Here is a 23,828-nt window from a genome sequence, read left to right on the forward strand (position 1 = left end):
TTAAGGTAAGTATGACGAGCAATCATGAGGCAGGAATTGTGGTTGCGGTATGCCGCAATCCACAACCGGGACTACCCAAGCCGATTGTAGATGAGATTAATTTACTGGATGATCTGGGCGTAGAGGGGGATTACCATGCGGGGAAACTCGTGCGCCATCGCTATCTGGCCCGGAAGAATCCCAACCAACCAAATCTGCGTCAGGTCTTGCTCGTCGATACCCAGGCCTACCAGGATGTAGCGCTACAGGACATCCAGCTAGGCCCGGGCGCAATGGGCGAGAATATAACCATTCAAGGACTGCCATTGATGCAGCTACCTATAGGCACACTGCTCTCAATCGGAATTGCCTTGCTAGAGGTTACTGAGGTGCGTACTCCTTGCAAGCAGCTGAATGGGATGCATCCCGACCTTTTGCAAGCAGTGACGACGAAGGACCAGGGCAAAAAAAAACTTTAAGGCTGGTATCATGGCCCGTATCTTGCGCGGAGGTAGCGTGCGCGCAGGCGACCACATGGTCATTCAACCAGCATCGTCAAACTGAACAAGGGACCAGGTAAGCAGGTGCTTAGTATGAGCGCTTGCTTACCTGAGAGATGACAGCCTCGTCTCCTTCATCATCTTCTTCATAATATTCTTCGTCATCCGCGTGCGGCTGCATTAATTGGAATACTGCCACCAGGAACATGACCAACATAATGATATGCAACACTGTACACCAGGCACAGATATTGTGCAGGTAGACCAGTTCAGCATAGACCAGGTAGAGAGCGGTCAACACACCGGTGCCAAACCAGATCGGCTCAGCGATCTTGAGTGAGCGCGCTTCTGGCCGTATCTTCCAGGCCGTAAAGGCCAGGGCGCCACTCACCAAAAACCAGAGCAAACCAGGAACTGAGATGGGAATCGAAGTTCCGGGTACGAGCGAGTAGCTACTGGAAAGCACGCGTTCACAATTGATTACACCACTGGTAGAACAGACAACCGGTACGTTTCCGTAATGGGCGATCGTTAAATAAATTGAGATAGCGACCCCGACGATTGACAAAATAATATAGGTGATTTGCGCACCATGCCTACGAAAATACGTCATTCACACCTCTCTAGCCTCTATGTTGAACTACAATGAGATTATTTTAGTTAATTTGCTCGACAATGATAGCATAAAACCGAGCCCAACTACTTGTCAATGAATTCTCTGCTACTGTGACACATTTGTGTTAATTGATTTTCACATGTGCAGAGAATTTCACTGGCCCTATAGACTTTATGCTTTGGCTATAGGAGATTCTACCTGGTCAGAGAAGTGGCAGGCGGCGTAATGTTCATGCCCTTCTTTGGCCTCGAAGGCTGGTTCAACCTCGCGGCAGATATTCTGTGCCATTGGACAACGCGTATGGAAACGGCAGCCGGTTGGCATCTTCATCGGGCTAGGCAGATCGCCAGTCAGAATAATGCGCTGCCGTTTCTTCTCGATGAGTGGATCAGGAATAGGAACCGCGGAAAGCAAGGCGCGCGTATAGGGATGTTTGGGAGCGATATAGAGCTCGTCCCGGTCGGCCAGCTCGACGATCCGGCCCAGATACATGACCGCGACCCGATCCGCGACGTGGCGCACCACACTCAAGTCATGCGAGATAAAAAGATAGGTGAGGTTAAAGCGCCCCTGCAGGTTCTGCAGCAGGTTAAGTACCTGGGCCCGCACTGAAACATCGAGCGCAGAGACAGGCTCATCAGCAATGATCAGTTCGGGATTGACCGCCAGGGCGCGCGCCACGGCAATGCGCTGGCGTTGACCTCCGCTAAATTCATGCGGATAGCGATCAATATATTCAGGGCGTAGACCCACCAGGCTCAACAGTTCTTCTGTCCTGGCCCGAATCTCCTGCCTGCTCCCCATATGATAAATATGCATGGGCTCTGAGACCAACGAGCCAATGGTAAAACGTGGATTAAGGGATGCAAAGGGGTCCTGAAAAATCATCTGGACCTTTTTGCGTATTTTCCATAGAGTATCGGCATCCATCTGGACCATGTCCTGACCATCAAAGAAGACCTGGCCGGCGGTTGGCTTATATAAGCGGATAATCGAGCGGCCAATCGTTGTTTTGCCAGAACCGCTTTCTCCGACTAACCCCAGTGTCTGACCACGCGCAATGCCAAAACTCACATCGTCGACGGCCTGGATATTGCCCACCGTCTTTTGAAAAATAATACCCCTGGTCACCGGAAAATACATCTTCAGGTTTCGCACATCCAGTAAGAGCTGGGTGCCCACCATTGTCTCTGCCATCGTCACACGCTCCTTTCGACCACTAGAAGATTACGAGCCCTGCGCTACTTTTTCGCCAGCGGTCTGGAATGCCGCCTGTAAGGCTTGACGCCGCGCCTGTTGTCGCCGCTCGGCCGTAGCCTGCTGCCTGGGATCAGTCACGTCGGCCCAACATGCTTTGCGGTGTGCCGGTTGATTGGTTAGCGCTTCTAAGGGCGGCATGCTATGACAGGCCGCACGCGCGAAGGCGCAGCGCGGCATAAAAGGGCAGCCGCTGGGCGGGTGGAGGAGATCGGGTGGCGCGCCTTCTATAGTGCTGAGTTCTTGTTGGCGCGCTTCATCCAGTCGCGGCACGGAGGAGAGGAGCCCCTGTGTGTAGGGATGGCGCGGATTAGCAAAGAGTTCGTCGGTAGGACCCTCTTCGATGACTTTCCCGGCATACATCACAATCACACGATCGGCGATGCCTGCCACCACGCCCAGGTCATGGGTGATTAAGATCAAGGAGGTGCCAAGTTCTTTGCAGACTGAACCGATCAATTCAAGGATCTGGGCTTGCACAGTCACATCCAGGGCGGTGGTGGGCTCATCGGCAATCAATAAGCGGGGATTACAGGCCAGGGCCATGGCGATCATGACTCGCTGGCGCATACCGCCACTGAATTGATGCGGAAAGGCATCCACCCGTTGCTGGGGTGCGGGAATACCTACCTGTTCCAACAGCGCAATCGCCCGCTGACGTGCCTCACCGGCCCTCAATTTCAGATGAATCTGTAGCCCCTCGGCGATCTGTTTACCGATCGTCATGGTTGGATTTAAGCAGGCCATGGGGTCCTGAAAAATCATACCGATCTGCCCACCACGTATACTACGCATGGTCTTCTCAGGTACATCCAAAAGATCCTGACCAGCGAAATAGATCTCGCCACCCACATATTCACCGGGCGGCTGAGCTACCAGGCGCATAATTGAGAGGGCGGTTACACTTTTGCCACAGCCGCTCTCTCCCACCAGCGCTACCTTTTTCGCCCGCTTTGACGGCAAAACTGACACCATCTACAGCGTGCACATAGCCGGCCCGCGTCTTGAAGTAGGTCTTCAGGTCCTGTACATCCAGCAGATACTCCTTCAAAGCATGCGTCTCCTTTAGCTACAAATCCCTTGGCTACAAACGACTGGTTTTCGCAAAACTGGTCGAGCGATAGAGGGAAAAATATCCCTTATCTAAAGAGACGCCAGACAGGCTGAAAAAGTGAAAGAAATAGGGTTAGATCAAGTTAAAAATTCGACGGCTTCTAAAATCTTTCGCTCGACAACCAGGTCCACAAAGAGGGTTTTATACCCAACTTCGTTGAAGAGGACGACCATTTTATCACCCTCGTAGCGCAATACCAGGCCGTCTCCCCAGCTTTTATGGATTACTTTGGTATTGATCGGGAAGGGCTGTTTAACGAGGTCAATGACGATAATGCCTGCATCGCAATTGTCGCAATTATGACAGGGAGGATTATCCATGTTCTCGCCAAAGTAGTTCAGCAGATATTCGCGGCGGCAATCCCCTACTTCGGCGTAGCAGCGGATCATTTCGATGCGTGAGCGATCAAATTCGCGTCGTGAAAGATGGGCCTCCATAGCTTCCTGAGTTACTGCATCAATATTCTCGATCAAACCATTGGACATGACTTCACCGGTGGGCAATGTAGTAATTGCGCCGCCCTCCTCCAGCCGTGTCAAAGCCTCTGCCAGCTTCGAACGCGAGAGATGGGTTTCTTCTGATAGATCCTGGATGGTCACCGGATCGGTCTGCTCTTGAATAACGCGAGCGACCAGTTCAACCTGATCGATATCGATGCGGCCCGCGCCAGCAAAGAAGCGATGAATGCGTAGATCCTCGGCGCGATAGAACAGAATAGCTTTGGCTGCGAGCCCATCACGTCCGGCCCGGCCTACCTCTTGATAGTATGAATCCAGTGAATCACTGATATCGTAATGATAGACAAAACGGACATTGGGCTTATCAATGCCCATCCCAAAGGCGACCGTGGCGACAATAACTTCGACCTCGTCGTTCATAAATTGCTGCTGGACCTGCTCACGATCGGTTGCGCGCATGCCGGCATGGTAGAAAGCTGCTTTGACTCCCACATCACAGAGTGCCCTGGCAATCTCTTCTGAATGCTTGCGGGTTGCGGTATAGACGATGCCGGGCCGCTCGGTTTCCAATACGCGCTCCAGCAGGGCTTTCTTTTTATCCGCCTCGTCACGAAATTTCTCAACACCCAGCCAGATATTCGGTCGGTCGAATCCCTGCACCACAATCTGCGGATTATTCATCTGCAAGCGCTCGATAATCTCTTCGCGTACCAGGGGGGCAGCGGTAGCAGTCAAAGCAACGACAGTCGGATGTCCGAGGGCCTGGATGACGGCACTCAGACGCAAATACTCGGGGCGGAAGTCGTGTCCCCATTCGCTAATACAGTGCGCCTCATCAATGACGAAGAGCGCCGGATTGGCCGCCTTCAATTGATCTAGCATGTCCTCGCTATTAAATTGCTCTGGAGCCAGAAAAAGGAAGTTGAGTTCTCCACTCTTGAGTTGCTCTAACACTTCCTGCCGTTCAGCCTCACGCATGGTAGAGTTAATCAAGGCTGCGTTTCCTACTTCGAGATCTTCAATAGCTTCAACCTGATCGCGTTGCAAGGCTATCAGTGGTGAGACAATGATCGCGGGACCCTTTAAAAGCAAGGTGGTGACCTGGTAAATCAAGGACTTTCCCAGGCCGGTAGGTAAAATAGCGATGGTATCATGACCATCCAGAATAGAACGGATCGCAGCGGCCTGGCCAGGTCGTAGCTCTTCATAGCCAAATTTCTCGCGCGTAATCCGTTCCAGTTGACGCGTACTCTTTCGTCTAATCATCCCCGTCATCCATTCATCTATTCTTTTTTATGCTGCATTGCAATTTTTTCGTCATCGTAGCGAAACAAGGATTTTTTACCTATGTTACTCACATTGCTGCTTGTGCATAGGGCGCCTTTATCAATCCTCTATATAAGAAACGAATGATAGGGGCAAACAGATGAACTTGAGTATAAATTAAACAAAAAATTCTAATGCTTTTTAGCTAGAGCTCCTTTATCATCATAACTCATTGTCCAGATTGCGTGGGTATGTGGAATAGGGGAAGCGGACTCAGCTGCTTGCTCCTGATTGCTTTCAAACAAGGGCAATGTCACAAAAATTGCCCGCCTGTCTTCGGGAAAGTTCTGAATTTCCAGGTGCCCATCGTGGCGCTCCACAATTTTGCGCGCGATATAAAAATCGCTTCCCAATGAATGTGTGCCTTGATCTCTCAAGGTGAGGATAGCTTCTTTTCCAATCTGCTGCAACGTCATGGTGGTGAGGCATTCAATGTGCTCTGAGGCCTGCGTGTTATTAATTAACATCCTCAAAACCCGGCGCAACTGCTCCTCATCGACCTCTACTTCGAGTGGTCCCGCCACTCCCTCGAAATCTAACTTTATCCCAGTGCCAGCGGCCTCTTCTTCCAGGATACGCTGGCAAAGTTGAGCCAGATCACAGCGCTGCCGATGCAGAATGAAGCGCTGAGTCTCAATATCTGAGGTGCTGAGCAGTTCCTGCACTAACGTCTCTGTACGCTCAATCGATTCCTCGATATTCCCAAAACTCCTGGTTACAATCTCCGAAAGCTCGCTATTCTCCAATTTTTGACGCAGCAGTTGGGTCAAGCTTTTCAGACGCGTAATTGGTTCTTTGAGCTCTTGCGACACCAGGCTAACAACCTTATCTTTGGTGGTGTGCGCTTCGGCCAGTTCTTCTGTACGCTGCTGCACCAGGCGTTCGAGGGAACGCGCGTAAAGCTCTAAGGCCTGCTGCTGTTCCTGCACCTGCCGCCGTAACTGGCAGGTCTGGATAGCACGCAGCAAGGCAGCCACAAAATTATCGCGCTCAATCGGCTTCTGAATGTAATCATAAGCGCCACCACGCAATGCCTGAATAGCCAGATTATGCTCTCCATGGCCTGTAATCAGGATCGTTGGTGTCTCTGGCTGGCATTCGTGGATCTTTGATAATAACGATAATCCATCCATATCTGGCATCTTAATATCGCTGACAACAGCATCATAGCGCTTTTCCTGTAACAGACGCAGCGCGGCCTGCGCCGACTGGGCAGTAACAACGTGTACCTGCGGGATGCGCAATGAAATGGTTTTGGGCAATGCACTCAATAACGCCGGATCATCGTCTACAATTAAAATGCTGGGTTCCGGTTGTTGAGAAGCAGGCTGCAACGCTAATTGCTGTGAAAAACGAAAATCACAGGAGCGCGCAAATAAGCCGGCATGTAATCGTATACCAACCTGATCCAGCGTTACCAGATACCAGCCAGCCGAATCAATCGCCACCTGACCTGGTATCCAGGAACCAAAGACACGGATCTCTATATTTTCACCGCTCGATAGCTCATGGCCATCCAAAAGCAGAAAGTTTCGTTCTTCATCAAATTGTAATGTGCCCGTCATCTCGTGAGTATTCTTATCGTCCATCATTCTCGTTATCCACTTTTTTGTGTAGCACGAATAAGGGGGCAATTCAGTTTCATCCCCATCACATTCTCTATAGCCAGGAGTACTGCATATAACACGTAAGAAAATGTGCCAATATATTCTTGAACACAATATCATTATCTTTTTATCAATAGCAATCTAATCAGAAAAGTAGCCTACAAGGGTGTAGAACCATAGTACCCTGTGTGCAATAATTCTTTTCCCGAAAGCCATATTACACTTCTCCTATTTTGTGATGTATTCTTTTATTATAGGCTTATTCAATCGTTTCCTAGCATAGAGCCAGAGTTCAGTCAAGCCACGCACCTGGATCAAAGGAGACAACAGGGGATGAATACGCTGGACGTAAAAGATGTGGTCAAATACTTTGGAGAGACAATCGCGCTCAATCATGCCAGCTTTACCTTGACCAATGATGATTTTCTGGTACTGGCGGGTCCTTCCAATAGCGGTAAAACAACACTATTGCGCCTGCTAAGTGGACTTGAGCAACCAGAGTCAGGCCAAATCATACTCAATGGCGTAAATATTACGCCAGATTCGCCAGCCACACGCAAGGTAGCGTTGGTAACACAAAAATATGGGCTGGCCGCTCAGATGAGTGTCTATGATAATATCGCTCAAACGCTCCGCTTTCGGCGATTGAGTAAAAAAAATATCTACCAGCAAGTGCAAAGCGCATTAGAGCTACTGGAGCTTCAGCATATACAAAAAACCCCGCTACGGCATCTTTCAGGTGGAGAGATACAACGTGTGGCGATTGGAAAGGCGATGGTCAAGGATGCTGATCTCTATCTTTTTGATGAGCCAATCATTCAACTTGATCCACATACACGTCATCGCGTACACCAGGCGATACAAATGGTACATCGCCTTAAATTAGCGATCAGTATTTATGCTACCCAGAATCCAACCGCTGCCCTGACGATCGCAACACGCCTGGCTATTATCCATCAAGGTCAAATTCAGCAGATCGGAACGCCGCACGAGCTTCTGCACAGGCCAGCCAATCTCTTTATCGCGCACTACTTAAATCAACCATTGAACCAGCTTACGGCCTCACTGCAAGCCACCGAAACAGGCTATGTAGTTCAAGCAGATGGCTTAAGCTTTACGTTATCTACTGCCTGGCACATGACATTAGCCCCCCTTCATAAACATGCGATTGTGACGCTGGGTATACGGCCTAATGCCATCCACTTTGCCTGGGCATTCTCGTCAATAGATGTCAGTACATACATTCAGCTTCAAGCGCATGTCCTGCGCATCGAGCTCTTAATGGGAAAATGGACACTACAACTCAGTATTGGTCAACAGACGACCCTCGTCGCCGAACTTAAAGATATCAACCATCCATCTCTATTGCCAGGAAAATCGCTGAACCTTGCGATCAATCCAGACGATATCTATCTCTTTCATCCCATAACCGAAACACTATTGCAACCATAATCCTGATCACACGCCACCTCAAATTCACACGGCTGCGCAGCATGCTGGAAAAGCCTGTAGCAACGCTGCCTGAACGTGGCTAGCTTTGAACGGTATCTTATACAAAAGGTAGAGGATCGTTTGATGGCAACCACTATTACTCTTCAGTCTGATTAGATAGTGTCCGAAGATACATAATAAGGGAGACAAAGCCACAAATATCTATCAGTGCACTCAGACCACCATAACCAGTAAATAATGTCAATAAACCAAATAAGAAGCAGACGATGCCTAGCATCGCCCATTTACTATCAGGGTTTTGCATCCCTTTTTCCCCTTTGAATAGGACGAAACATTTTATACTCTATTATTCTATGCACATAGTAGAAACATTCCACAAGAGCGTACTTATTTCAAAATATGTTATTTAATGGGCTTTTGAGCAATGAGGGAACTGGCAGGAGGCACATGGTCAGGAGAAACCTTTATTCGTTTTTTTCGTGTTAACAATTGTTAGCCTCTGTATGACAAAAATCTTATCCATCCTTTTAGCATAAAACCTTCAACGAAAAGAGATGACAACCATGACACAGCAGGATAAGCAACCCGAAAAACCGTCCAAGCCACCTATTATCGGGTCCTATGATATTGAGGCTGACGTTGATCTTGGAGATAGTCTCGCGCAAGAATTTGGTAAGTATTCTGCCCGAAAAGCTAGCCTTGACCCGGAAAAAATCAAGCAAGAGATCCGACGAATGCACGCAGAACGGCAAGCTGTTATGGGCAGCAAGGATATTGAAGCAGACACAGACCTGGGCTCCGGAGATATCGCGGAGGAGTTTGGTAGGTATTCTGAGCGGAAATTAAAAGAGGCCATGAAAGCGGCCGAACAAGAGGACAAAGTAATAAGCACCGACTTAGAAGAAGATCAGACGCGTACAGATATCAATGTGGGGACTGAGGAATAGATAAAAAAGCGTATCCTGGTTCGTTTGTAAAATGAACCAGGATACGCTTTTTTATCTATGATTGCTCGTCGTTTTAGTTTAACCCTGGTAGTTCACAACAACTTTACCAAAATGAACTCCCGATTTAAGGTACTGATAAGCTTCATTCATAGCGGAAAAAGGGAAGACTTTATCAATTACAGGTTTAACCTGGTGTTGAGTAAAAGCGAGATTCATTTCCTCAAACATCTCACAACTCCCCACATAGATACCTTCAATCCGCAATTTCTTGCGGGCTGCAATTGACTGATCCGCTGTACCATGCTCGCCAGTTAACAACCCAATCAAACTAATGTGTCCACCTTCTCGAACTGCCTCGAGTGACTGTGGCAGTGTGCCTGCTCCACCAACCTCTACGACATGATCGGCACCCTGTCCATTGGTTATTTCCAGGACACGTTCAGCCCAATGGGGCGTCGTTTTATAATTGATTGTATAATCTGCACCCAATTGTCTGGCTCGCGCAAGCTTTTCATCGCTATGTGAAGTAATAATCACCCTGGCCCCAAATATTTTTGCAATCTGTAGTGCAAAAATCGATACGCCACCGGTCCCCAGGGCCAGCACAGTTTCACCCTGCCTCAGTTTCCCATGGATTACCAGGCTACTCCAGGCGGTCACAGCGGCACAGGGCAAAGTTGCTGCCTCTTCATAGGACAAATAATCAGGTATGGCCAGCACACCATCCGCTGGCAGCGCAATATACTCGCTTGCCATACCATTGACCGTGCCACCCCCTAATGCAGATGCTAACGCCTCGCTGGTAGGCTCGCCCGCCACCCAGCGTGGAAAGAAATCAGGCACAACGCGATCTCCGACCTTGAACTTGCGCACCCCATCACCAACAGCCACTACTTCGCCCGCCCCATCGGACAGAGGAACCAAAGGTCGCACCTGCGCATATTCTTGATAAATAAGTAGATCTCGATAATTTAGCGAAGCCGCGTGCACACGAATCAAGATCTCTCCGGGACCCGCCTGTGGTTGCTCACGCTCTACCTGCACAAGTTTATTGCCATCGGCATGCTGTTGTATCTCAAACGCTCTCACAGTATGAACTCCTTGCTCGTATTATCCTCGAAAAATCCTATCTTGATGATAGCGAAGATACTCTATATCAGGTTTCCTGGCCTGTGAAGGTAATAACAACCGGGGTTGCACATTGCTTCCAAAATAGTGCTCTACCCCTGTGTCAGATAGCATGCTCTGTAGGAGTACCGATGCTCGGCGGATAGTGTACTCTTCATCAACGGTCAGATATCCCTGGTCAAAACCAGCATCATGGATCGGACAGGCGGCCAGACCATTGCGTACATCCATGCGCTCTACTGAAGCAGATACTGACCACGGCTTGATATGAGAGGCTCGCAGAAGTCCATTTCTTTCTCCCAGACCGCGCGGTTCAAAACCACAAAAGACACACGTTCGCCCACAATTGCTTAGTACATCCATAGCAAAGCGATGTTGTGTGAGCCTCACCCGCTGTTCAACCAGTTTCTCCGTCAGTTCATCGCCCAGACCATAATTGACTGCGACCTCCTTGACAAGATGCTGCTCGGTTTTGAGCAGATAGCCACTACTTGCTGGCAGTTCCTCCTGGCCAAGCAGAAGTGTCTCCTCTGCTGTTTTTTCGACGAGAAGATCTAGAAAATCGGGTAAACGATTCTCATCAATTGAGAGTTGACGGGCAGTGAGCATTATCTCTTTATACAATGCATAATAAACGTATGGACTGGCTGACAGTTGCGCGAATAAACGTACCTCATCTTTGCCACTATTGGGGCGTGAACCATCCAGGTTCAACATTTTATTGGTTAAAGAACCCGGACTACGTTTAAAAAAGGCTGCGAGGGTATGCAAGGAGGCCGGGGCCAGGTGCATATTGCGTCCGCCGTAACGATGGGGATCTATAATGTAAAAGAGGCCATAGCACAACAAGACTTCCAGGAGATTAAATTTGACCTGTTTCTTGCCCGGTGCTGGGGTTTCCCGCCGCGTAATTTCTATTAATTGCTGCGCGATATCCTGCCGCGAAAGATCAACAACATCCATGCGAAACATCCTTGCTTTCTAGATCCCATTATTATGCTATAAAAAGCAATCGTAAACGCCGCTTGGACGCGGCTAGCTCCGCTGCCACTGGCTCAGCCATTCAACTTGAGCAGTGACAAGGAAACGGATGCGCCTGTCAGGCAGCTGCGCTCATACGATTGAATAGCATGCTATAAGAAATATCAGCTGTCGCGGGAGACATAATAGCGCAGCTGCTCCTCAGCACGCTCTAGCACATCCATGACCTCATAGTGGAACAATTCTTGCCACAGGTGAGGCGCAATCTGCACGATGCCCTGCTCCTGATCATACTCCATAAAGTTTTTGATCAGAAAACGCTCAAGTGGATGGGTTACAATCAGCCGTTTGAGAGCTTGATCACTTACCTCCAGCGGTTGAACCATCAGCGAACTACTGCGCTCTAGAGGTTGACCTATCTCGACATAGTGTACATAGATATGGCGGAACTCGCGGACCAGATCATCAATCCGCACTTTGCCTTCGCGATCAACTAGCAGGAAGAAAGCTTTGAGCATGACGGGCTTGTATGATTTGGACAGGTTCTTGCTCCTGGCAAAATCAAGAAACTCTTGTTTCCAGGCCGCGCTCGACTCTGGTCGTTGCTCCAGATGAAGCATCCTTCTAATAGGCTCAATACGATCGCGCCTGAAATAGTGGCTACTCCGGCCACCAGACTGCTGCACCGCATCAGGCGTAAGAGTGCCATCATCTACCCAGCGCCGTAGCCGCGCCGGATCGACGCGCAGTGCATAACCCAGCGTGTTCAGCATAATCAGGTCTTCGCCAGGATTCAAATCAATCGGTTGATCATTAGCCAGTTCCTTAACATGGGCCTGGTAAGAGGCAGTGGATTCGTTGATATGATCCGACCACAGACTTTTCATGCGTTCAAAGGCGGCAAAATAGTCTCCATCAACATCCAATTTCTCTGCATTATGCGGCGAAGTTATGACACCAAGCCTGTGCTCAAGCATTAGCGCGACGATCTGCTCCCCGTTTAAAGTGAGCACATGTGGCACCGATATAGTCGCCTTCTGCAAGGCCGACGGCGAGTAGTTAGCGGTCGTTACAAATAAACCCTCAGAAAAATGGCCCGACAAGGCTCCTACAAAACGATCGATATCTGGCCGCTGCACATTATTGCGATAGCGTTTCACTTGTACACCGATCGGAAGCTGAAAACGTCCGGCCATTAAAGTGCCACGTGCATCGATGCCACCATCCCCAACGTAGCGCGTAACAGAAATATTTTCAAGGCCAGCATAGGTCAAAAAATCGCCCGCAAAGAATTCGAAGCTGCGCGCAGACATGGCAAGCAGCTTTGATCTCAGCTCGCGCTTGATATCCGGGTGCACAGGCGGTGTCAGATGGGGAGCATAGCACTCCTTTTTATGCGCCAGTAATAAGCTTTTATAGGTATGCGTTAATAATATACTACATCATCAATTTAATGCACTTTTTGCCTTGTTGTCAATAGTGAGAATGACATCTACTGCGTTTTTTATTCCTATCCCCCTTCTCTTGTTCCCCTGCCCCGAGCCAAAAACTATTATTAAAATAATAGCCTGTTAAACCCATATAAGAACAAAAAAACTTATTATAAATATTCGTCATGGAAATGCATAGCAGGGCCGCAAAAGGTGGAGACGCTAGCCGCGAGACCATCTTGGCATCTGCGCCTTTCCTTTTAAATTTGCTTTCGCATCATAACACACAAAAAACCTGAATTGCGCTTGTCATCAGGCAAGCAACAAACAGCACATACAAGAGAGGATTATTGTTCAGGTATATAGCCATGTAGAGAACACATGCAGCAATTACCAAGAAGAAAAAAGCCGAAAAGGCCAAGAAGTAGATTGCAACTTTCATCCTTGTTTTCATAGTTTCGTTTCCTTCGTTTTTTACCTGCATCAGATTCTATACGTAGCATATCCATTTTCTGGATGTGGAGGTAGTAAAAAGCACCCCACGAAACCAGTAACACATGGGGTGCAAAATACCTGCTCTTGTTCTCTCTTTTCTTTCCTGGGGGTGAACTTATGATGAGCTATGATGTGACCCTCGGGCGGTTCTGGCTGTCCTCTGAGTTCCCGGTCGCTGGTGAGTAGGCAATAAATACCTGTTTATGCGACCTCGTTATGGCTTCTCGTCATTCTTATGCTCTTTAATTAACAAAATACCTTCGTAGGCTGGCAAATATCCTTCAATGCGCTCTTTCAAAAGTAAAAGCATGATACAAAGTTCACGAACGCGATCAAGTTCATGTGCTCGAGCGGCCAGGCGATCCTGCATACCCATGAAAGTCCTGGATCGGGGATTCCAAACTGCAGCCAGGGCTCTAGCACGGGTACGGATACTCTCCAGGTTGCTGATGCTATTCTGATCAATAACCTGTTCGTTGGATCGCCTACCAACCCCGGCATTGGCCTGGATTAATTCGTTAGACAGATTAATAGCTTGAGTAAGATAGCTAACGAACGTTTCTAGAAACGCTCGATCTCGATGCTGAGCCTTCACAATGTTGTTGGAAAGCCCTAAATCTCTGATCAGGCTCTGGGCGCGTATAAATGTGCGCGCCAGATCAGCGGCAAGTTCCTCGATCAAGGACAGTTCCTTTGTGCTCGCACGATCATTCTTCACAAGAGCGCGGTCGACAATCACACGCAATTGCTGCTTCAAACCATCCGCTGGTTCCCCATGTAGCCAGACTAATGTTGCTTTATCTTCTACCCAATAGCCCGTTTCGTTACTGACCTCGCTTTGCCTGTGTCTCTCTTCAAGCGACCATTCATCTGAACACGGTAGGCGATATCGCCATCCCTCTCCCTCGCGTGCCGTTAGCCACGCACAAAACTTCTGTGCATCCGCGCGCCGCACCCCTAATACTGGCTTTTTCCCGGCCCCTGCAGGAAAACAGTCTTGCTTCCAATGAGCTGGCACATAAACAGAAGAGTTTCCCTGTGCTCGCTGCTCATCTAAAAACAATTGATATTCCGCATGGGTAACCAATGAGCTATCAATATAGGTGCCTTCACGCAAGTAGGACATCCGGTGCATTCTCTGTGTTAACAATGCCTCTGCCACCACACTTCGGTGTTCGGGATCTGGATCGTCACAACCAGTTTCTAAGATGGCTGTCAGCTGTTCTTGCGCCTGCGGCTGGACTATTAATTTTTCTTGATCACATTCAAATGCCAGTGCCAGTGCTACCGCTGAGAGGGGCCGGCTGTTTAAGCAGGCCTGGATAATCCGCGTCGCATCCGCCTGCGAGCAGTAGAGCCGAATTGTTTCGTGCCACCAGGGATTCTCTATCTGCTCAATCAAGCTAGCTTCTAACCCTTGTTCTTTAATATACACGGCCGCCAGGTATTCCTGGAATGTCGGGTGCGCAAAACTATAAATGCCTGGATTTTTTTCTAACAATAAGCCGCTAACATTTTTGAGATGATCTAAGAATTCTTCCGGCCGTACATACTGGCTTACAGATGCCAGCATGGGGCAATGATTTCTTGCGCGTCTTCATCTGCAATCTCTCGCTGATTCTGCATCATCATAAAGTAAGCTAGCTGCTGTAATATCCGTTGTTTCTGGGCCAGCGATAAATCCTGTGGTATGCTTCGGGCCTCATAGCGCGTACCTAAGAAGACGTTACAAATCTCTTCATAGAGCTCCACACGCCTCTCAGGGAGCTTAATATCTTCCCGATGAATGGTCACAATCATCGTAAGCAAGAGTGGATTAGCCGCTAACTTCGAAAGCGCTGGCGATTGATAAAGGCGCTGTACTAAATCTTTTGTTGCTTCGCTCGCCCGCCTCTTCAGATTTGCATAGTCTATATCAGAATTTCTAAATTCGGTGGAAAGATACCAATTGAGAATGAATGTTTCGATCTGTTCATTATTGAAATTCTGAGCATCCAGTACGGTTACCCCTTCAAGCCGGTTATCTCGATATCCATAGGGCCTAGATGCAATAACAAAACGATTCTTTCCATACACATGCATCTGCATCTGCACCCATTCGACCACTTTTAAACGTGTGTTGAGATCGGCAACCTCATCCAAACCATCCAAAAGAATGAGACAGTGTTTTTTCTTTAAGTGTTTCTCGATCCAGGTCGCTGGTATAGTTCGCTGGCATTTCCGTTGAACATGCTCTTGCACAGCCATCGATAATGAATATTCAGGTTGGGTTGTAATCATCTCTACATGATCATGCAAAGAGAGGAATATAGGAAAGGTGTGCCTCATTTTTTTGGGTCGTTGTTGCTTTTTTGACTGTGCCAGTATTTGTCGCAGCTTTTTCGGCTGGATGTTCTTTTTGGGCTGCGCCAGCGTAAGAGCAAGATGCTTTAGCAACGTTGTCTTTCCCGATCCTGGAGCTCCCAATATCACCAAATGCCTATTCGCCAATTCATCAGTTGAGAGATACTCCCAAATAGTATGGTTATGCTGGGGCTGCTTTGGCCTCTCCAACAAGTTAACAGAAACCCTATGCGCTGGTAGAGGTTGAATACAGACATCCACAAATACCCATTCCAATTCCAGGTCATGCTCTGTGGGCTTACTCAATCCTTTCATATCAAAAATCTTATGTTCCTCTACCAGATAAATATAATAATCCCGATAAGAGCGGGAAAATATTTCTTGCAACCTGCGCTGAATTCCCAGGGCCATATAGTTCGCCAATGGATCATATAACTCCTTCCCTACCTTCCCCAAAAAACCAACCATAAATACTGCCACTTCATAAACCAGTACCCACACCACAACCACCCAGGGATTCTTCGCCCACTGCAATATAATTGACATTCCGCCTGCCGAAAGCCCTAACGTAACCAATAAAATAGATAACCATGGTGGAAGTCCTTTCCACGAAGAGTCAGGTGTAGCAGGTTGACTCATACAGTTCACTCATCCTTACAGTGAAACATTACCTATACAGTAACAAGTCAAAATAACTAATTACGCCAGTAGAATATACTATATCTATTGAACTCCAAACATGCAAGTATTTGTAAGTACTTTTCTACAGAGATAGGTAACATATATACTTATCCATCACACTGGTGTGTTGTCATAATTGTGCCTCTACCACAAAACATCTTCCATCTTCCATCAAGGCCCGACAACCCAACCACCTTTCACTCAATAGCCATCCCCACAAAAAAAACAGCCCATGACAACGCGCATAGCTGCTCCCTTCCAAAAAACCAAATGACCTGGAACTTATCCAGGTCATTTGCATTCTAAGCCCGCTTAACTAAAGTGCGGCTATCTCTTTCCACTCAATAAGCATAATCACAATTTTTGCTCATCAGATTCCATATAACACACTTTTGCTAGAATTTATCTGGAACAAGGAGATAAAATTTATAAACTTTCTCGGCTTATGGGACACAGTAGCGTTGAGATCACAGAGGAATATCTCAAGGATTTTGACTCCAGGTCGGCCCGAAAAGAACAGCATAAGTTCTCTGCGGTGTCTGCCATGGAGCTTCTACGGAAGAAAAAACACAAGCATTCTCATTGACATAACGGGGATGTTTTGGTGCGTAGAAAGTGCCTTCTACGCACCAAAACCTGGTAAAAAAAGGGCCCAAACGAGGGGTTTGCCGTTTCCTCCCGTTTGGGTCCTTTTGGCTTCTAGAGCCGTTTTATATTGCTGAGTGTTCCCGACTGGAATCGAACCAGCGCACCCGGTTCCGGAGACTGAGCCGTATATCAATCGGCTTCTAGAGCCAGTTCACAGTATTTAAACTGCGCTATAACACAACTCCTCCCGGTGACTATTGCCCGTGGATTTCACACTCAATCAGCCCCCCAAGCGACTTCATAGAATTGGTTATCCCCCTGAGCAATTGATCTAGAGCACATAACTTCTATTTTTGATCTAGACCAATTGTCAATATTGACATGTAGTTGATTTTGTCTTATGCTTGCTCTAGAGTTGTTGTTGAATAGTATCTGTGTTAGATCAGAAAGTGTTAAAGATTATGGCTTCCGAAATCAGCAAAGTTGACGAGATTACCAATGCACTCCGTCAACGCATTGTGGCAGGCGAATTCGGAACTGGTGGCCGGCTACCATCGCTGCGAATGTTTGCATCGCAATATGGAACGACACAAGAGACAATGAACAAAGCAATACAGAGATTGCAATCTGAAGGTTTGCTTTCTTCTCTTGGCCGCCAGGGCGTCTATGTGCACATGCCTCGAACCCGTATACCTGGAATTTTGCCTCGTTTTGATAAGTACCTGGAAGAGTTGGGATTCAATCCGGTTGAAACGAATATTGAAGAGCCTGCGGTGGTGGCAGCCCCTGAAGATGTTGCAAAAGTATTCAACATTACTCCTGGGTCGCCTGTGGTCCACCGGCTCCGGCGACAAGGAACAACAACGGCTCATTATCGTCTAGCGGAAAATTTCTATCCAGTTACTCTTGTTGATGATTACATCCTGCAGCAGATGCAGGCTGACGAAAGGTTTGATGCAATCCTTGCCATTAAACAAAAACACGGCAAAATTATAAAACGTGTGCATGAGGATGTGATTGCTCGTCTACCTGATCAGAAAGAGCAAGAGTTGCTGAAGTTGGTCCGAGGTGCCCCAGTCTTAGAAGTCAAACGAACTAACTATGCTGAGGATGATAAGACAGCCATCATGTACAATAAGATCATTTTTGTAGCTAGTTTTTTTGTGCTTTCTTATGACTATGAGGCTGCTCATTGGAAAAACAAAAACTAACGAACAAGCAACGAAAAGGAGTGATGTATGTGCGTCACTCCTTTTTTAGGTAGAGCTACTAAGGTCTTCAAAGTCAGCTTAAAGTATTGGTGCTAGGAATTTTCCATCCCCCATACCAACATGTTTCCTGTCTGCCCATCAAACACCATATCAGCAAACTTGGCAGTAAGGATAACTTTTTTACCGGGAGAATACGGCCCTAGATGAGTGCCCAAACGAGAAAAAGGCCCTTGAACGCGTACATAGCATACAAGATCATCGTCGGGACGACCAACAGTTTCTCCATTCATAAGAATACTAGCCTGCTTCGCTGTAACAAATTGGATTGATGCTATGGTTACATGTGCACCTTGGACGAGATAGGCATCAAAAGGCTTCTTCTGATTTAAATAGCTAATAACATCCTGCTTCGTAAGTGCGGAAGTCGAAGGGCTAGTGATTGTAGCCTTTGTTGTTCCTGATGGGGAGATAGCCGGAACCCCTAGAACATAGGAGGTTTCAGTTCGAGATGTCATAGTGGTAGATGGATGATGTAGTTGGGTAGCCGGGGAGCTGCTTCTGTTGATGAGGAAACGAATATGATAACACCTATCAACAATATAGAAAGCAATAATGCCGCTCCACACCATATTTTCAATCGTTTCATAGAACTTTATCCTTTCTCAAAGGCGAAGAGGCTATGTTGGGTATGACGCGTGTACAAAAGTTGTGCGTATCTATCTAAGATAGATGATTAGTAATCGCAAAATGTGATATTTGTAGCAATCAATGATCGTAAGTGTAAATCCCAGCATTATTCGGCTCTTCCTCACTTTATGTGAAAGCTCTGGCATGTGCTCCTTTCCTATTTGCTTCAACAGGCTTCAGGAGGGAGCCATTTCCAGTATTTTCTCCTTGGACTCTTTCGATTCATGCAAAGTGAGGGAGAGCCGTTTAATATTAGGATTTACAGCTTTGCTGACTTTTGTCCCACTGCCAACAGCTTTTTTGCTATTCTATTGGTCTAGATCAATATAGTGTTGACATTTGCTCTAGATCAATATACGATGATAGTACATGCTGCGGGGCAGCAAGAATATTTAGAAGAGGAGGTGTCCAGCTAGGGGTAACGGTCAAATCACCATTTATCTATACATGTAAATCTTTGAATTATTAAGGCTTAGGAGTAGGGGTGTTGAGCTAGGGTCTGCCAACTCTAGCCCAACGGTTGAGTAACTAGTTTCGCCTGTGTAGCAATAACCAGGTTCTCACTGTGCATTCTTGCACATAGGGCCTGGCCTGGGCAAGTTTTGCCAATTGGAGGTCCTATGCGCAAACTGCTTCTTATCGGGCTGGTGATTGTGGCTGCAGCCTTGCTCTATCCCTCGTTTCAGGCTACAGCACAACATAAGTCAATCTCACACGTTACTGTAACCTCCTATGTCTCGATGGCTCGCCAGGCGGCGACGGATGCAGGCATTTCTCCTGATATCTTTGAGCGGCAGATTGAGCAAGAGAGTAAGTTTGATCCTCGTGCGCTCTCTCCAGCTGGTGCGCAAGGAATCGCACAGTTTATGCCTGCCACCGCTCGCGCTCTTGGCATTGATCCCTGGAACCCTGAGCAAGCCCTCAAAGGGGCGGCTCATCTCATGGCTTCCTACAACAAGCAGTACCACGGCAATTATGCGGCGGCTCTGGCTGCCTATAACGCTGGCCCTGGTGCGGTCAAGTCGGCGGTGGATCGGTGTCGATCACAATGGCAACGCTGCCTTCCTGCGGAAACACAACACTATATCACTGTCATTCTGGCCGGGCAACAACAGTAAGTTCACACAAAAGAAAGAAGAGGTGTTCCTATGGCTCTGGTATTAACAGGTGTGGTCAATGGCATTCGTCCCGTTGGTGGGACTATCGAAAAAGGTCCTCGCGCTGGTGAACAGTGGCATTTCCTCTCCATGGAAATTACTGATCCTCGTTATGGTCGCGTCTACTCCTGTCAGCTGCGCAGCAATGACCGCCAGTATAAGGACCTGGTCGAGGCGAAACCGGGGAAGGATGACAAAGGGCGCGACATCGAAGTTCACACCCTCAAAAAAGAACTGGCCGGTCACAAGGTCAAAGTCACCTTTGTCAGTCAGACCGCTGGTGAACGCGAGATCGAGGACAAGAACTCCGGCGAGAAACAGACCATTCTGCAGATCCGCACCCAGGTTACCAATTTACGTGACCTCGGCCTTCCCGAAGATGACGACGAATAGCGTGCTATTGTTGCGGCTGTCCCTGGCCGGGATAGCCGCTCTCTTCGCTCTCTGAACAGAAAGGGTATACCCCATGGATGACGCACAGAACTATCCCGACACACAAGCGTTTGCTGACCTGGTCGAAGAAAATGCGGCTCACACAGAGGGCCTCGCTCAGGCCGTCAATGCATCCCGCCAGCAGTACGCACCTCGGCCGGGTTTCTTCGGGCGGCTGCGATCGGCCTTCACCAATGACGAGGATCCAGGAGCCGGGGCTGCGGTTCCGCGCACTCCTCGTCCAGTGGCTCCCTCGACCAGTACCGGGGCGCTGCCTGCGGATTATTCCATCGAGACACAACCAGCGGTCAGCCCGCGCCTGAATACCTCGCTGATGACACCTGAACAGCTGCGCATCCGGCGTATGAACTTGGTCGAGGGGGCCAAGTTCGGCCGTCCCGCCCATGAACGCTTTATGCTCTTCCTCCTCAAGTTCTGGCTCTTCCTGGGGCCGATTGCCTTCGTGGCTCTGACGACTTCTGAGGTGGCCTATGTGTTGACACGCCTGGTGCCAGCTGGTGACACGGCCGATTATGTGATTGCCGGTGGTGCGCTCTTCATCGACCTGGCCATGATGTTTGTCACCTTCGGCGTTGCCATCAAGCGGCGCGATCTGGAGGAGAAGCGCGAGTCCGGCGGCATTGTCTCCAAGCGCGAGGAGGGTGAAATCTGGCTCGGCACGGGCATATGGTTGGTCTTCGCGCTGATCAATATCATCAGTCAGACCGCCTTCCTGCTGCATGTGATCGGCCAAAGCCACGATGCCAACATGACCATTCTCTACGTGTTCATCGCCTCACGCGTTGCTGGTTTCATCCTGGGTGACGCCTCGACTGCCTTCTTCCTCGCCAAAGTGGACGGCAGCCCGCTCAAGTTGATCGCCCGCGGCGAGCGCGAAAAAGGCGCGATCTATCGCGAGATCGCGCAAGCCGAAGGCGAGCGCAAAACGATCGAGGCCAAAGCAGAAGCCGAGATCCTGCTGCTGCAGATCAAAGTCCAGCAGGAGAAGGAGGACGCCGAATTTCTGGCCGAATTGAAGCGCCAGGTCTTCAAGGATATTCTCACGCATCGGCGCGCACCCAACACGCCCGAACTCAGCGAACCAACAAAATCTCGTATGCGTCGACTCGATCAATAACTCTGTTCTCTTTTTCTCTGAAATCTTTTCGCGCCACGCGCCAACCGCCCGGCTCATGAGGTGCGCCCGTCGCTCCCATGTTCCGGGCCTTCTCCCCTCACCCAACACAGAAAGGAGTCTTATCTATGGCTGAACGATCACCCAACACCATCGTTTTCACGGCCACCACGACGGCCCACGAAACGGACGCCAAAACAGCCCTCAGGCATCCAGGAGCCGAGGCACGTACCCCAACGCTCGACGACGATCACGCCCGCACTGCGGCGGTGCGAAGCAAGCGTTCTACCTTTGAAGGCTCTGCTACGCTTGGAATGGCGAGGCGAGAGGGTATCTCAAACGCTCCTCAGTATATCCTCTCGCCTCGGCATGGAATGCATAGCAGGGCCGCAAAAGGTGGAGACGCTAGCCGCAACGGACGTAGGCGCATGATCCTACTAGGACTTCTCTCTTTTTCTCCACACGATGTAGTTATAGAGAACCCACAAAAAATAGAGAAAAAAACCAATTGCGACGATCCACTCCATAAAGCTTGTACTTGCATCTTGTCGAGAATGGTAGGCAAGAAAGCTCCACGCAACAACGGTAATCCCAGTTATAATAACGTTCCATATGGGTGGCACTGGAGGGAGCGAAAATTGTCGCTTACTTCGCATCATACATTCCTTTGTACACCAGGTCTTTGCTTCTTATACGGTGCATCTCGTTCCTTCGGCGTCAACTTCCTAACGCACCCCACGAAACCAGTAACACGTGGGGTGCAAAATACCTTAAGTGTGTCTCTCGTTCCCTTCTGGTTTGCTGTATGGAGACCTACAATTACATTACTCCTCGACAGGCATGTCTTCTTTTTTGAGGTCGAGCATCAACCTTCCAATGCTTTGCATATACGCTTGGTGTTCCTGCCACTGGGTAAAATCGTGGATATGTCGCTCTCTCAGAGTCTCTTCCACCCATTGGGCCGATACGTCCTTCAGAGGAGTTCTGTCCAGTTTGATCGGGAACAGGACAACCTTTTTGATGTGGTTCTCATCTCGGTATTGTTCCTCCTTGTCTATCGTCGTCGAAACGATGTGTTGCAGCCGCTTGCTCTTGACCGAGTGTTTCGAAAGGATCAGGATCACTTGATCATACTTACCAATCTCTCTTTTATGCTCCTCGTTGAGCCAGCAGCGGACGCCTTGAGCTTGCAGATCCGCATACAGCCGTTGCGCAAAGTCTTCATCCTTGCTGGAATAATCGAGAAAGCAGGTAGAGTAGTTGATCGGCCTGGCTGCCAACGAGCGTATGTACTCAATGAGTATATCTGGTGCTCCTGTTCCTCGAAGGAATGTTTCGGGAATGTCTCCTTCAGACAAAAAGAGGCTATTAATACTCAATGGCGATGGTCCTTGATGCTGTATTGTCTCAAGTCCGTTGATTTCACGCATATCCCGATCGCCGAAGTGTGTTGTATCGATGATCGCTCGATGGAAATTGGCTCCTCTGAGGTTAGCTCCGCTCAGATTGGCTCCTCTGAGGTTAGCTCCGCTCAGATCGATTCCACTGAGGTTGGCTTCGCTCAGATTGGCTCCTCTGAGGTTGGCTCCGCTCAGATTGGCTCCTCTGAGGTCGGTATAGGAACCGTTGAAGCGAGCATAAGCAAGCTCAGCCCCGCGGAGGTTGGCATTGATGAAACGTGCCGCTCCAAGTGCGGCTCCGCTCAGATTGGCTCCGCTAAGATCAGCATCACTAAGGTTGGCATAGAAAAGGCTGGCTCCGCTCAGATTGGCTCCGCGGAGATTAGTATCTCTAAGGTAGGTCCCATAGAGTTTGGCATCGCGGAGGTCAACTCTGCTGAGGTCGGTATGGCTAAGATCTGGCAACACCTCCGCATTCATTTCTCTCCACTCATTCCAGGATTGGCGGCCTTTTTTCAACTGTTGCAAATGTTCTGGATTGGCCATAGTATCCTTCTCTTCTGTTTTCTTTTTTCCCCTTTCAAGTATAGGGAATTGCTGTTTTTCGTGCAAGGAGGGATTTGATGACAACTTATGATGTGGCCCTCTGGCGGTTCTGGCCGTCCTCTGAGTTTCCGATTACTGATGAGATTGAAGCATCTTCTCCTCTGCTGGCTGCGCTCAACCTGATGCATCGTTGTCGCCTGAAACATGCCTCTTACGTGGCGGTGGCCGCGCCTGGTGGTGTCATTATTAGCGCCGACGCAAATGTGAGCCGGTGTCGAGCTCAAATGCGTGCTTTTTTGAACAAAGAAAGAAATGATTATTTTTTTCGTTTCAATGGCTTCTCATTTATCTGAGCAGG

The 23,828-nt window shown here is 48.7% G+C and carries 18 protein-coding genes and 1 pseudogene; 8 read left to right on the top strand and 11 right to left on the bottom strand.

Features of this window, described 5'->3' with window-relative positions:
• Nucleotides 1–11: 11 nt before the first annotated feature.
• Nucleotides 12–458, top strand: coding sequence for an MOSC domain-containing protein (locus EL645_RS06115; RefSeq protein ID WP_126549196.1), 447 nt, complete (start codon nt 12–14; stop codon nt 456–458).
• A 109-nt stretch (nt 459–567) separates the two neighbouring features.
• On the opposite strand, the gene EL645_RS06120 is transcribed toward EL645_RS06115, so the two are convergent.
• From EL645_RS06120 to EL645_RS06140, 5 genes and pseudogenes are all read right to left on the bottom strand, one after another.
• Nucleotides 568–1,092 carry a vitamin K epoxide reductase family protein gene (locus EL645_RS06120; protein ID WP_126549197.1) on the bottom strand — a complete coding sequence of 175 codons (525 nt, stop codon included), beginning with the start codon at nt 1,090–1,092 and terminating at the stop codon, nt 568–570.
• Between the two features lie 174 nt (nt 1,093–1,266).
• On the bottom strand, nt 1,267–2,292 hold the full coding sequence (locus tag EL645_RS06125) for an ABC transporter ATP-binding protein (protein ID WP_126549198.1): 1,026 nt from the start codon (nt 2,290–2,292) through the stop codon (nt 1,267–1,269).
• Nucleotides 2,293–2,322: 30 nt separating this feature from the next.
• Nucleotides 2,323–3,403, bottom strand: a pseudogene (locus tag EL645_RS06130) (ABC transporter ATP-binding protein).
• A gap of 140 nt (nt 3,404–3,543) precedes the next feature.
• The gene (locus tag EL645_RS06135; protein ID WP_126549199.1) at nt 3,544–5,190 is read right to left on the bottom strand and encodes a RecQ family ATP-dependent DNA helicase; all 1,647 of its coding nucleotides are present in this window, start codon (nt 5,188–5,190) and stop codon (nt 3,544–3,546) included.
• A gap of 191 nt (nt 5,191–5,381) precedes the next feature.
• The gene (locus EL645_RS06140) at nt 5,382–6,842 is read right to left on the bottom strand and encodes a response regulator (RefSeq protein WP_161977166.1); all 1,461 of its coding nucleotides are present in this window, start codon (nt 6,840–6,842) and stop codon (nt 5,382–5,384) included.
• Nucleotides 6,843–7,190: 348 nt separating this feature from the next.
• On the opposite strand from EL645_RS06140, the gene EL645_RS06145 reads away from it, so the two are divergent.
• Entirely contained in the window at nt 7,191–8,309 is a 1,119-nt protein-coding gene (locus EL645_RS06145) for an ABC transporter ATP-binding protein (RefSeq protein ID WP_126549201.1), read from the top strand.
• 563 nt (nt 8,310–8,872) lie between these two features.
• Nucleotides 8,873–9,256, top strand: a complete 384-nt coding sequence (locus tag EL645_RS06150) for a hypothetical protein (RefSeq protein ID WP_126549202.1) — start codon at nt 8,873–8,875, stop codon at nt 9,254–9,256.
• Nucleotides 9,257–9,334: 78 nt separating this feature from the next.
• On the opposite strand, the gene EL645_RS06155 is transcribed toward EL645_RS06150, so the two are convergent.
• From EL645_RS06155 to EL645_RS06175, 5 genes are all read right to left on the bottom strand, one after another.
• On the bottom strand, nt 9,335–10,345 hold the full coding sequence (locus tag EL645_RS06155; protein ID WP_126549203.1) for a zinc-dependent alcohol dehydrogenase family protein: 1,011 nt from the start codon (nt 10,343–10,345) through the stop codon (nt 9,335–9,337).
• A gap of 21 nt (nt 10,346–10,366) precedes the next feature.
• Nucleotides 10,367–11,347, bottom strand: a complete 981-nt coding sequence (locus EL645_RS06160) for an HNH endonuclease (protein WP_161977167.1) — start codon at nt 11,345–11,347, stop codon at nt 10,367–10,369.
• Nucleotides 11,348–11,529: 182 nt separating this feature from the next.
• Nucleotides 11,530–12,678 carry a restriction endonuclease gene (locus tag EL645_RS06165; protein WP_126549205.1) on the bottom strand — a complete coding sequence of 383 codons (1,149 nt, stop codon included), beginning with the start codon at nt 12,676–12,678 and terminating at the stop codon, nt 11,530–11,532.
• A gap of 826 nt (nt 12,679–13,504) precedes the next feature.
• Entirely contained in the window at nt 13,505–14,863 is a 1,359-nt protein-coding gene (locus EL645_RS06170; RefSeq protein WP_126549206.1) for an NACHT domain-containing protein, read from the bottom strand.
• Nucleotides 14,848–16,272, bottom strand: coding sequence for an NACHT domain-containing protein (locus tag EL645_RS06175; RefSeq protein WP_126549207.1), 1,425 nt, complete (start codon nt 16,270–16,272; stop codon nt 14,848–14,850). The genes EL645_RS06170 and EL645_RS06175 overlap by 16 nt, the downstream gene beginning before the upstream one ends.
• A gap of 1,091 nt (nt 16,273–17,363) precedes the next feature.
• Here EL645_RS06175 and EL645_RS06180 point away from each other — a divergent pair.
• The 4 genes from EL645_RS06180 (at nt 17,364) to EL645_RS06200 (ending at nt 21,527) form a co-directional block, all read left to right on the top strand.
• The gene (locus EL645_RS06180) at nt 17,364–18,113 is read left to right on the top strand and encodes a GntR family transcriptional regulator (RefSeq protein ID WP_126549208.1); all 750 of its coding nucleotides are present in this window, start codon (nt 17,364–17,366) and stop codon (nt 18,111–18,113) included.
• Nucleotides 18,114–19,420: 1,307 nt separating this feature from the next.
• Nucleotides 19,421–19,918 carry a lytic transglycosylase domain-containing protein gene (locus tag EL645_RS06190; protein WP_126549210.1) on the top strand — a complete coding sequence of 166 codons (498 nt, stop codon included), beginning with the start codon at nt 19,421–19,423 and terminating at the stop codon, nt 19,916–19,918.
• Nucleotides 19,919–19,948: 30 nt separating this feature from the next.
• Nucleotides 19,949–20,350 carry a hypothetical protein gene (locus EL645_RS06195; RefSeq protein ID WP_126549211.1) on the top strand — a complete coding sequence of 134 codons (402 nt, stop codon included), beginning with the start codon at nt 19,949–19,951 and terminating at the stop codon, nt 20,348–20,350.
• A 73-nt stretch (nt 20,351–20,423) separates the two neighbouring features.
• Nucleotides 20,424–21,527, top strand: coding sequence for an ATP synthase subunit B family protein (locus EL645_RS06200; RefSeq protein ID WP_126549212.1), 1,104 nt, complete (start codon nt 20,424–20,426; stop codon nt 21,525–21,527).
• 821 nt (nt 21,528–22,348) lie between these two features.
• Here EL645_RS06200 and EL645_RS06205 read toward each other — a convergent pair.
• Nucleotides 22,349–23,470 carry a toll/interleukin-1 receptor domain-containing protein gene (locus EL645_RS06205; RefSeq protein WP_126549213.1) on the bottom strand — a complete coding sequence of 374 codons (1,122 nt, stop codon included), beginning with the start codon at nt 23,468–23,470 and terminating at the stop codon, nt 22,349–22,351.
• 77 nt (nt 23,471–23,547) lie between these two features.
• Here EL645_RS06205 and EL645_RS06210 point away from each other — a divergent pair, with 77 nt between their 5' ends.
• Nucleotides 23,548–23,823 (top strand): hypothetical protein, encoded by a 276-nt coding sequence (locus tag EL645_RS06210; protein ID WP_126549214.1) that lies wholly within the window; start codon nt 23,548–23,550, stop codon nt 23,821–23,823.
• Nucleotides 23,824–23,828 lie beyond the last annotated feature (5 nt).

Source organism: Dictyobacter kobayashii (assembly GCF_003967555.1).
Lineage (GTDB): Bacteria > Chloroflexota > Ktedonobacteria > Ktedonobacterales > Ktedonobacteraceae > Dictyobacter > Dictyobacter kobayashii.

Bases quoted from the DNA above. Each gene is read 5' to 3' on its own strand.
- EL645_RS06115 (WP_126549196.1), top strand. From the start codon at position 12: ATGACGAGCAATCATGAGGCAGGAATTGTGGTTGCGGTATGCCGCAAT.
- EL645_RS06120 (WP_126549197.1), bottom strand. From the start codon at position 1,092: ATGACGTATTTTCGTAGGCATGGTGCGCAAATCACCTATATTATTTTG.
- EL645_RS06125 (WP_126549198.1), bottom strand. From the start codon at position 2,292: ATGGCAGAGACAATGGTGGGCACCCAGCTCTTACTGGATGTGCGAAAC.
- EL645_RS06135 (WP_126549199.1), bottom strand. From the start codon at position 5,190: ATGATTAGACGAAAGAGTACGCGTCAACTGGAACGGATTACGCGCGAG.
- EL645_RS06140 (WP_161977166.1), bottom strand. From the start codon at position 6,842: ATGATGGACGATAAGAATACTCACGAGATGACGGGCACATTACAATTT.
- EL645_RS06145 (WP_126549201.1), top strand. From the start codon at position 7,191: ATGAATACGCTGGACGTAAAAGATGTGGTCAAATACTTTGGAGAGACA.
- EL645_RS06150 (WP_126549202.1), top strand. From the start codon at position 8,873: ATGACACAGCAGGATAAGCAACCCGAAAAACCGTCCAAGCCACCTATT.
- EL645_RS06160 (WP_161977167.1), bottom strand. From the start codon at position 11,347: ATGGATGTTGTTGATCTTTCGCGGCAGGATATCGCGCAGCAATTAATA.
- EL645_RS06165 (WP_126549205.1), bottom strand. From the start codon at position 12,678: ATGTCTGCGCGCAGCTTCGAATTCTTTGCGGGCGATTTTTTGACCTAT.
- EL645_RS06170 (WP_126549206.1), bottom strand. From the start codon at position 14,863: ATGCTGGCATCTGTAAGCCAGTATGTACGGCCGGAAGAATTCTTAGAT.
- EL645_RS06175 (WP_126549207.1), bottom strand. From the start codon at position 16,272: ATGAGTCAACCTGCTACACCTGACTCTTCGTGGAAAGGACTTCCACCA.
- EL645_RS06180 (WP_126549208.1), top strand. From the start codon at position 17,364: ATGGCTTCCGAAATCAGCAAAGTTGACGAGATTACCAATGCACTCCGT.
- EL645_RS06190 (WP_126549210.1), top strand. From the start codon at position 19,421: ATGCGCAAACTGCTTCTTATCGGGCTGGTGATTGTGGCTGCAGCCTTG.
- EL645_RS06195 (WP_126549211.1), top strand. From the start codon at position 19,949: ATGGCTCTGGTATTAACAGGTGTGGTCAATGGCATTCGTCCCGTTGGT.
- EL645_RS06200 (WP_126549212.1), top strand. From the start codon at position 20,424: ATGGATGACGCACAGAACTATCCCGACACACAAGCGTTTGCTGACCTG.
- EL645_RS06205 (WP_126549213.1), bottom strand. From the start codon at position 23,470: ATGGCCAATCCAGAACATTTGCAACAGTTGAAAAAAGGCCGCCAATCC.
- EL645_RS06210 (WP_126549214.1), top strand. From the start codon at position 23,548: ATGACAACTTATGATGTGGCCCTCTGGCGGTTCTGGCCGTCCTCTGAG.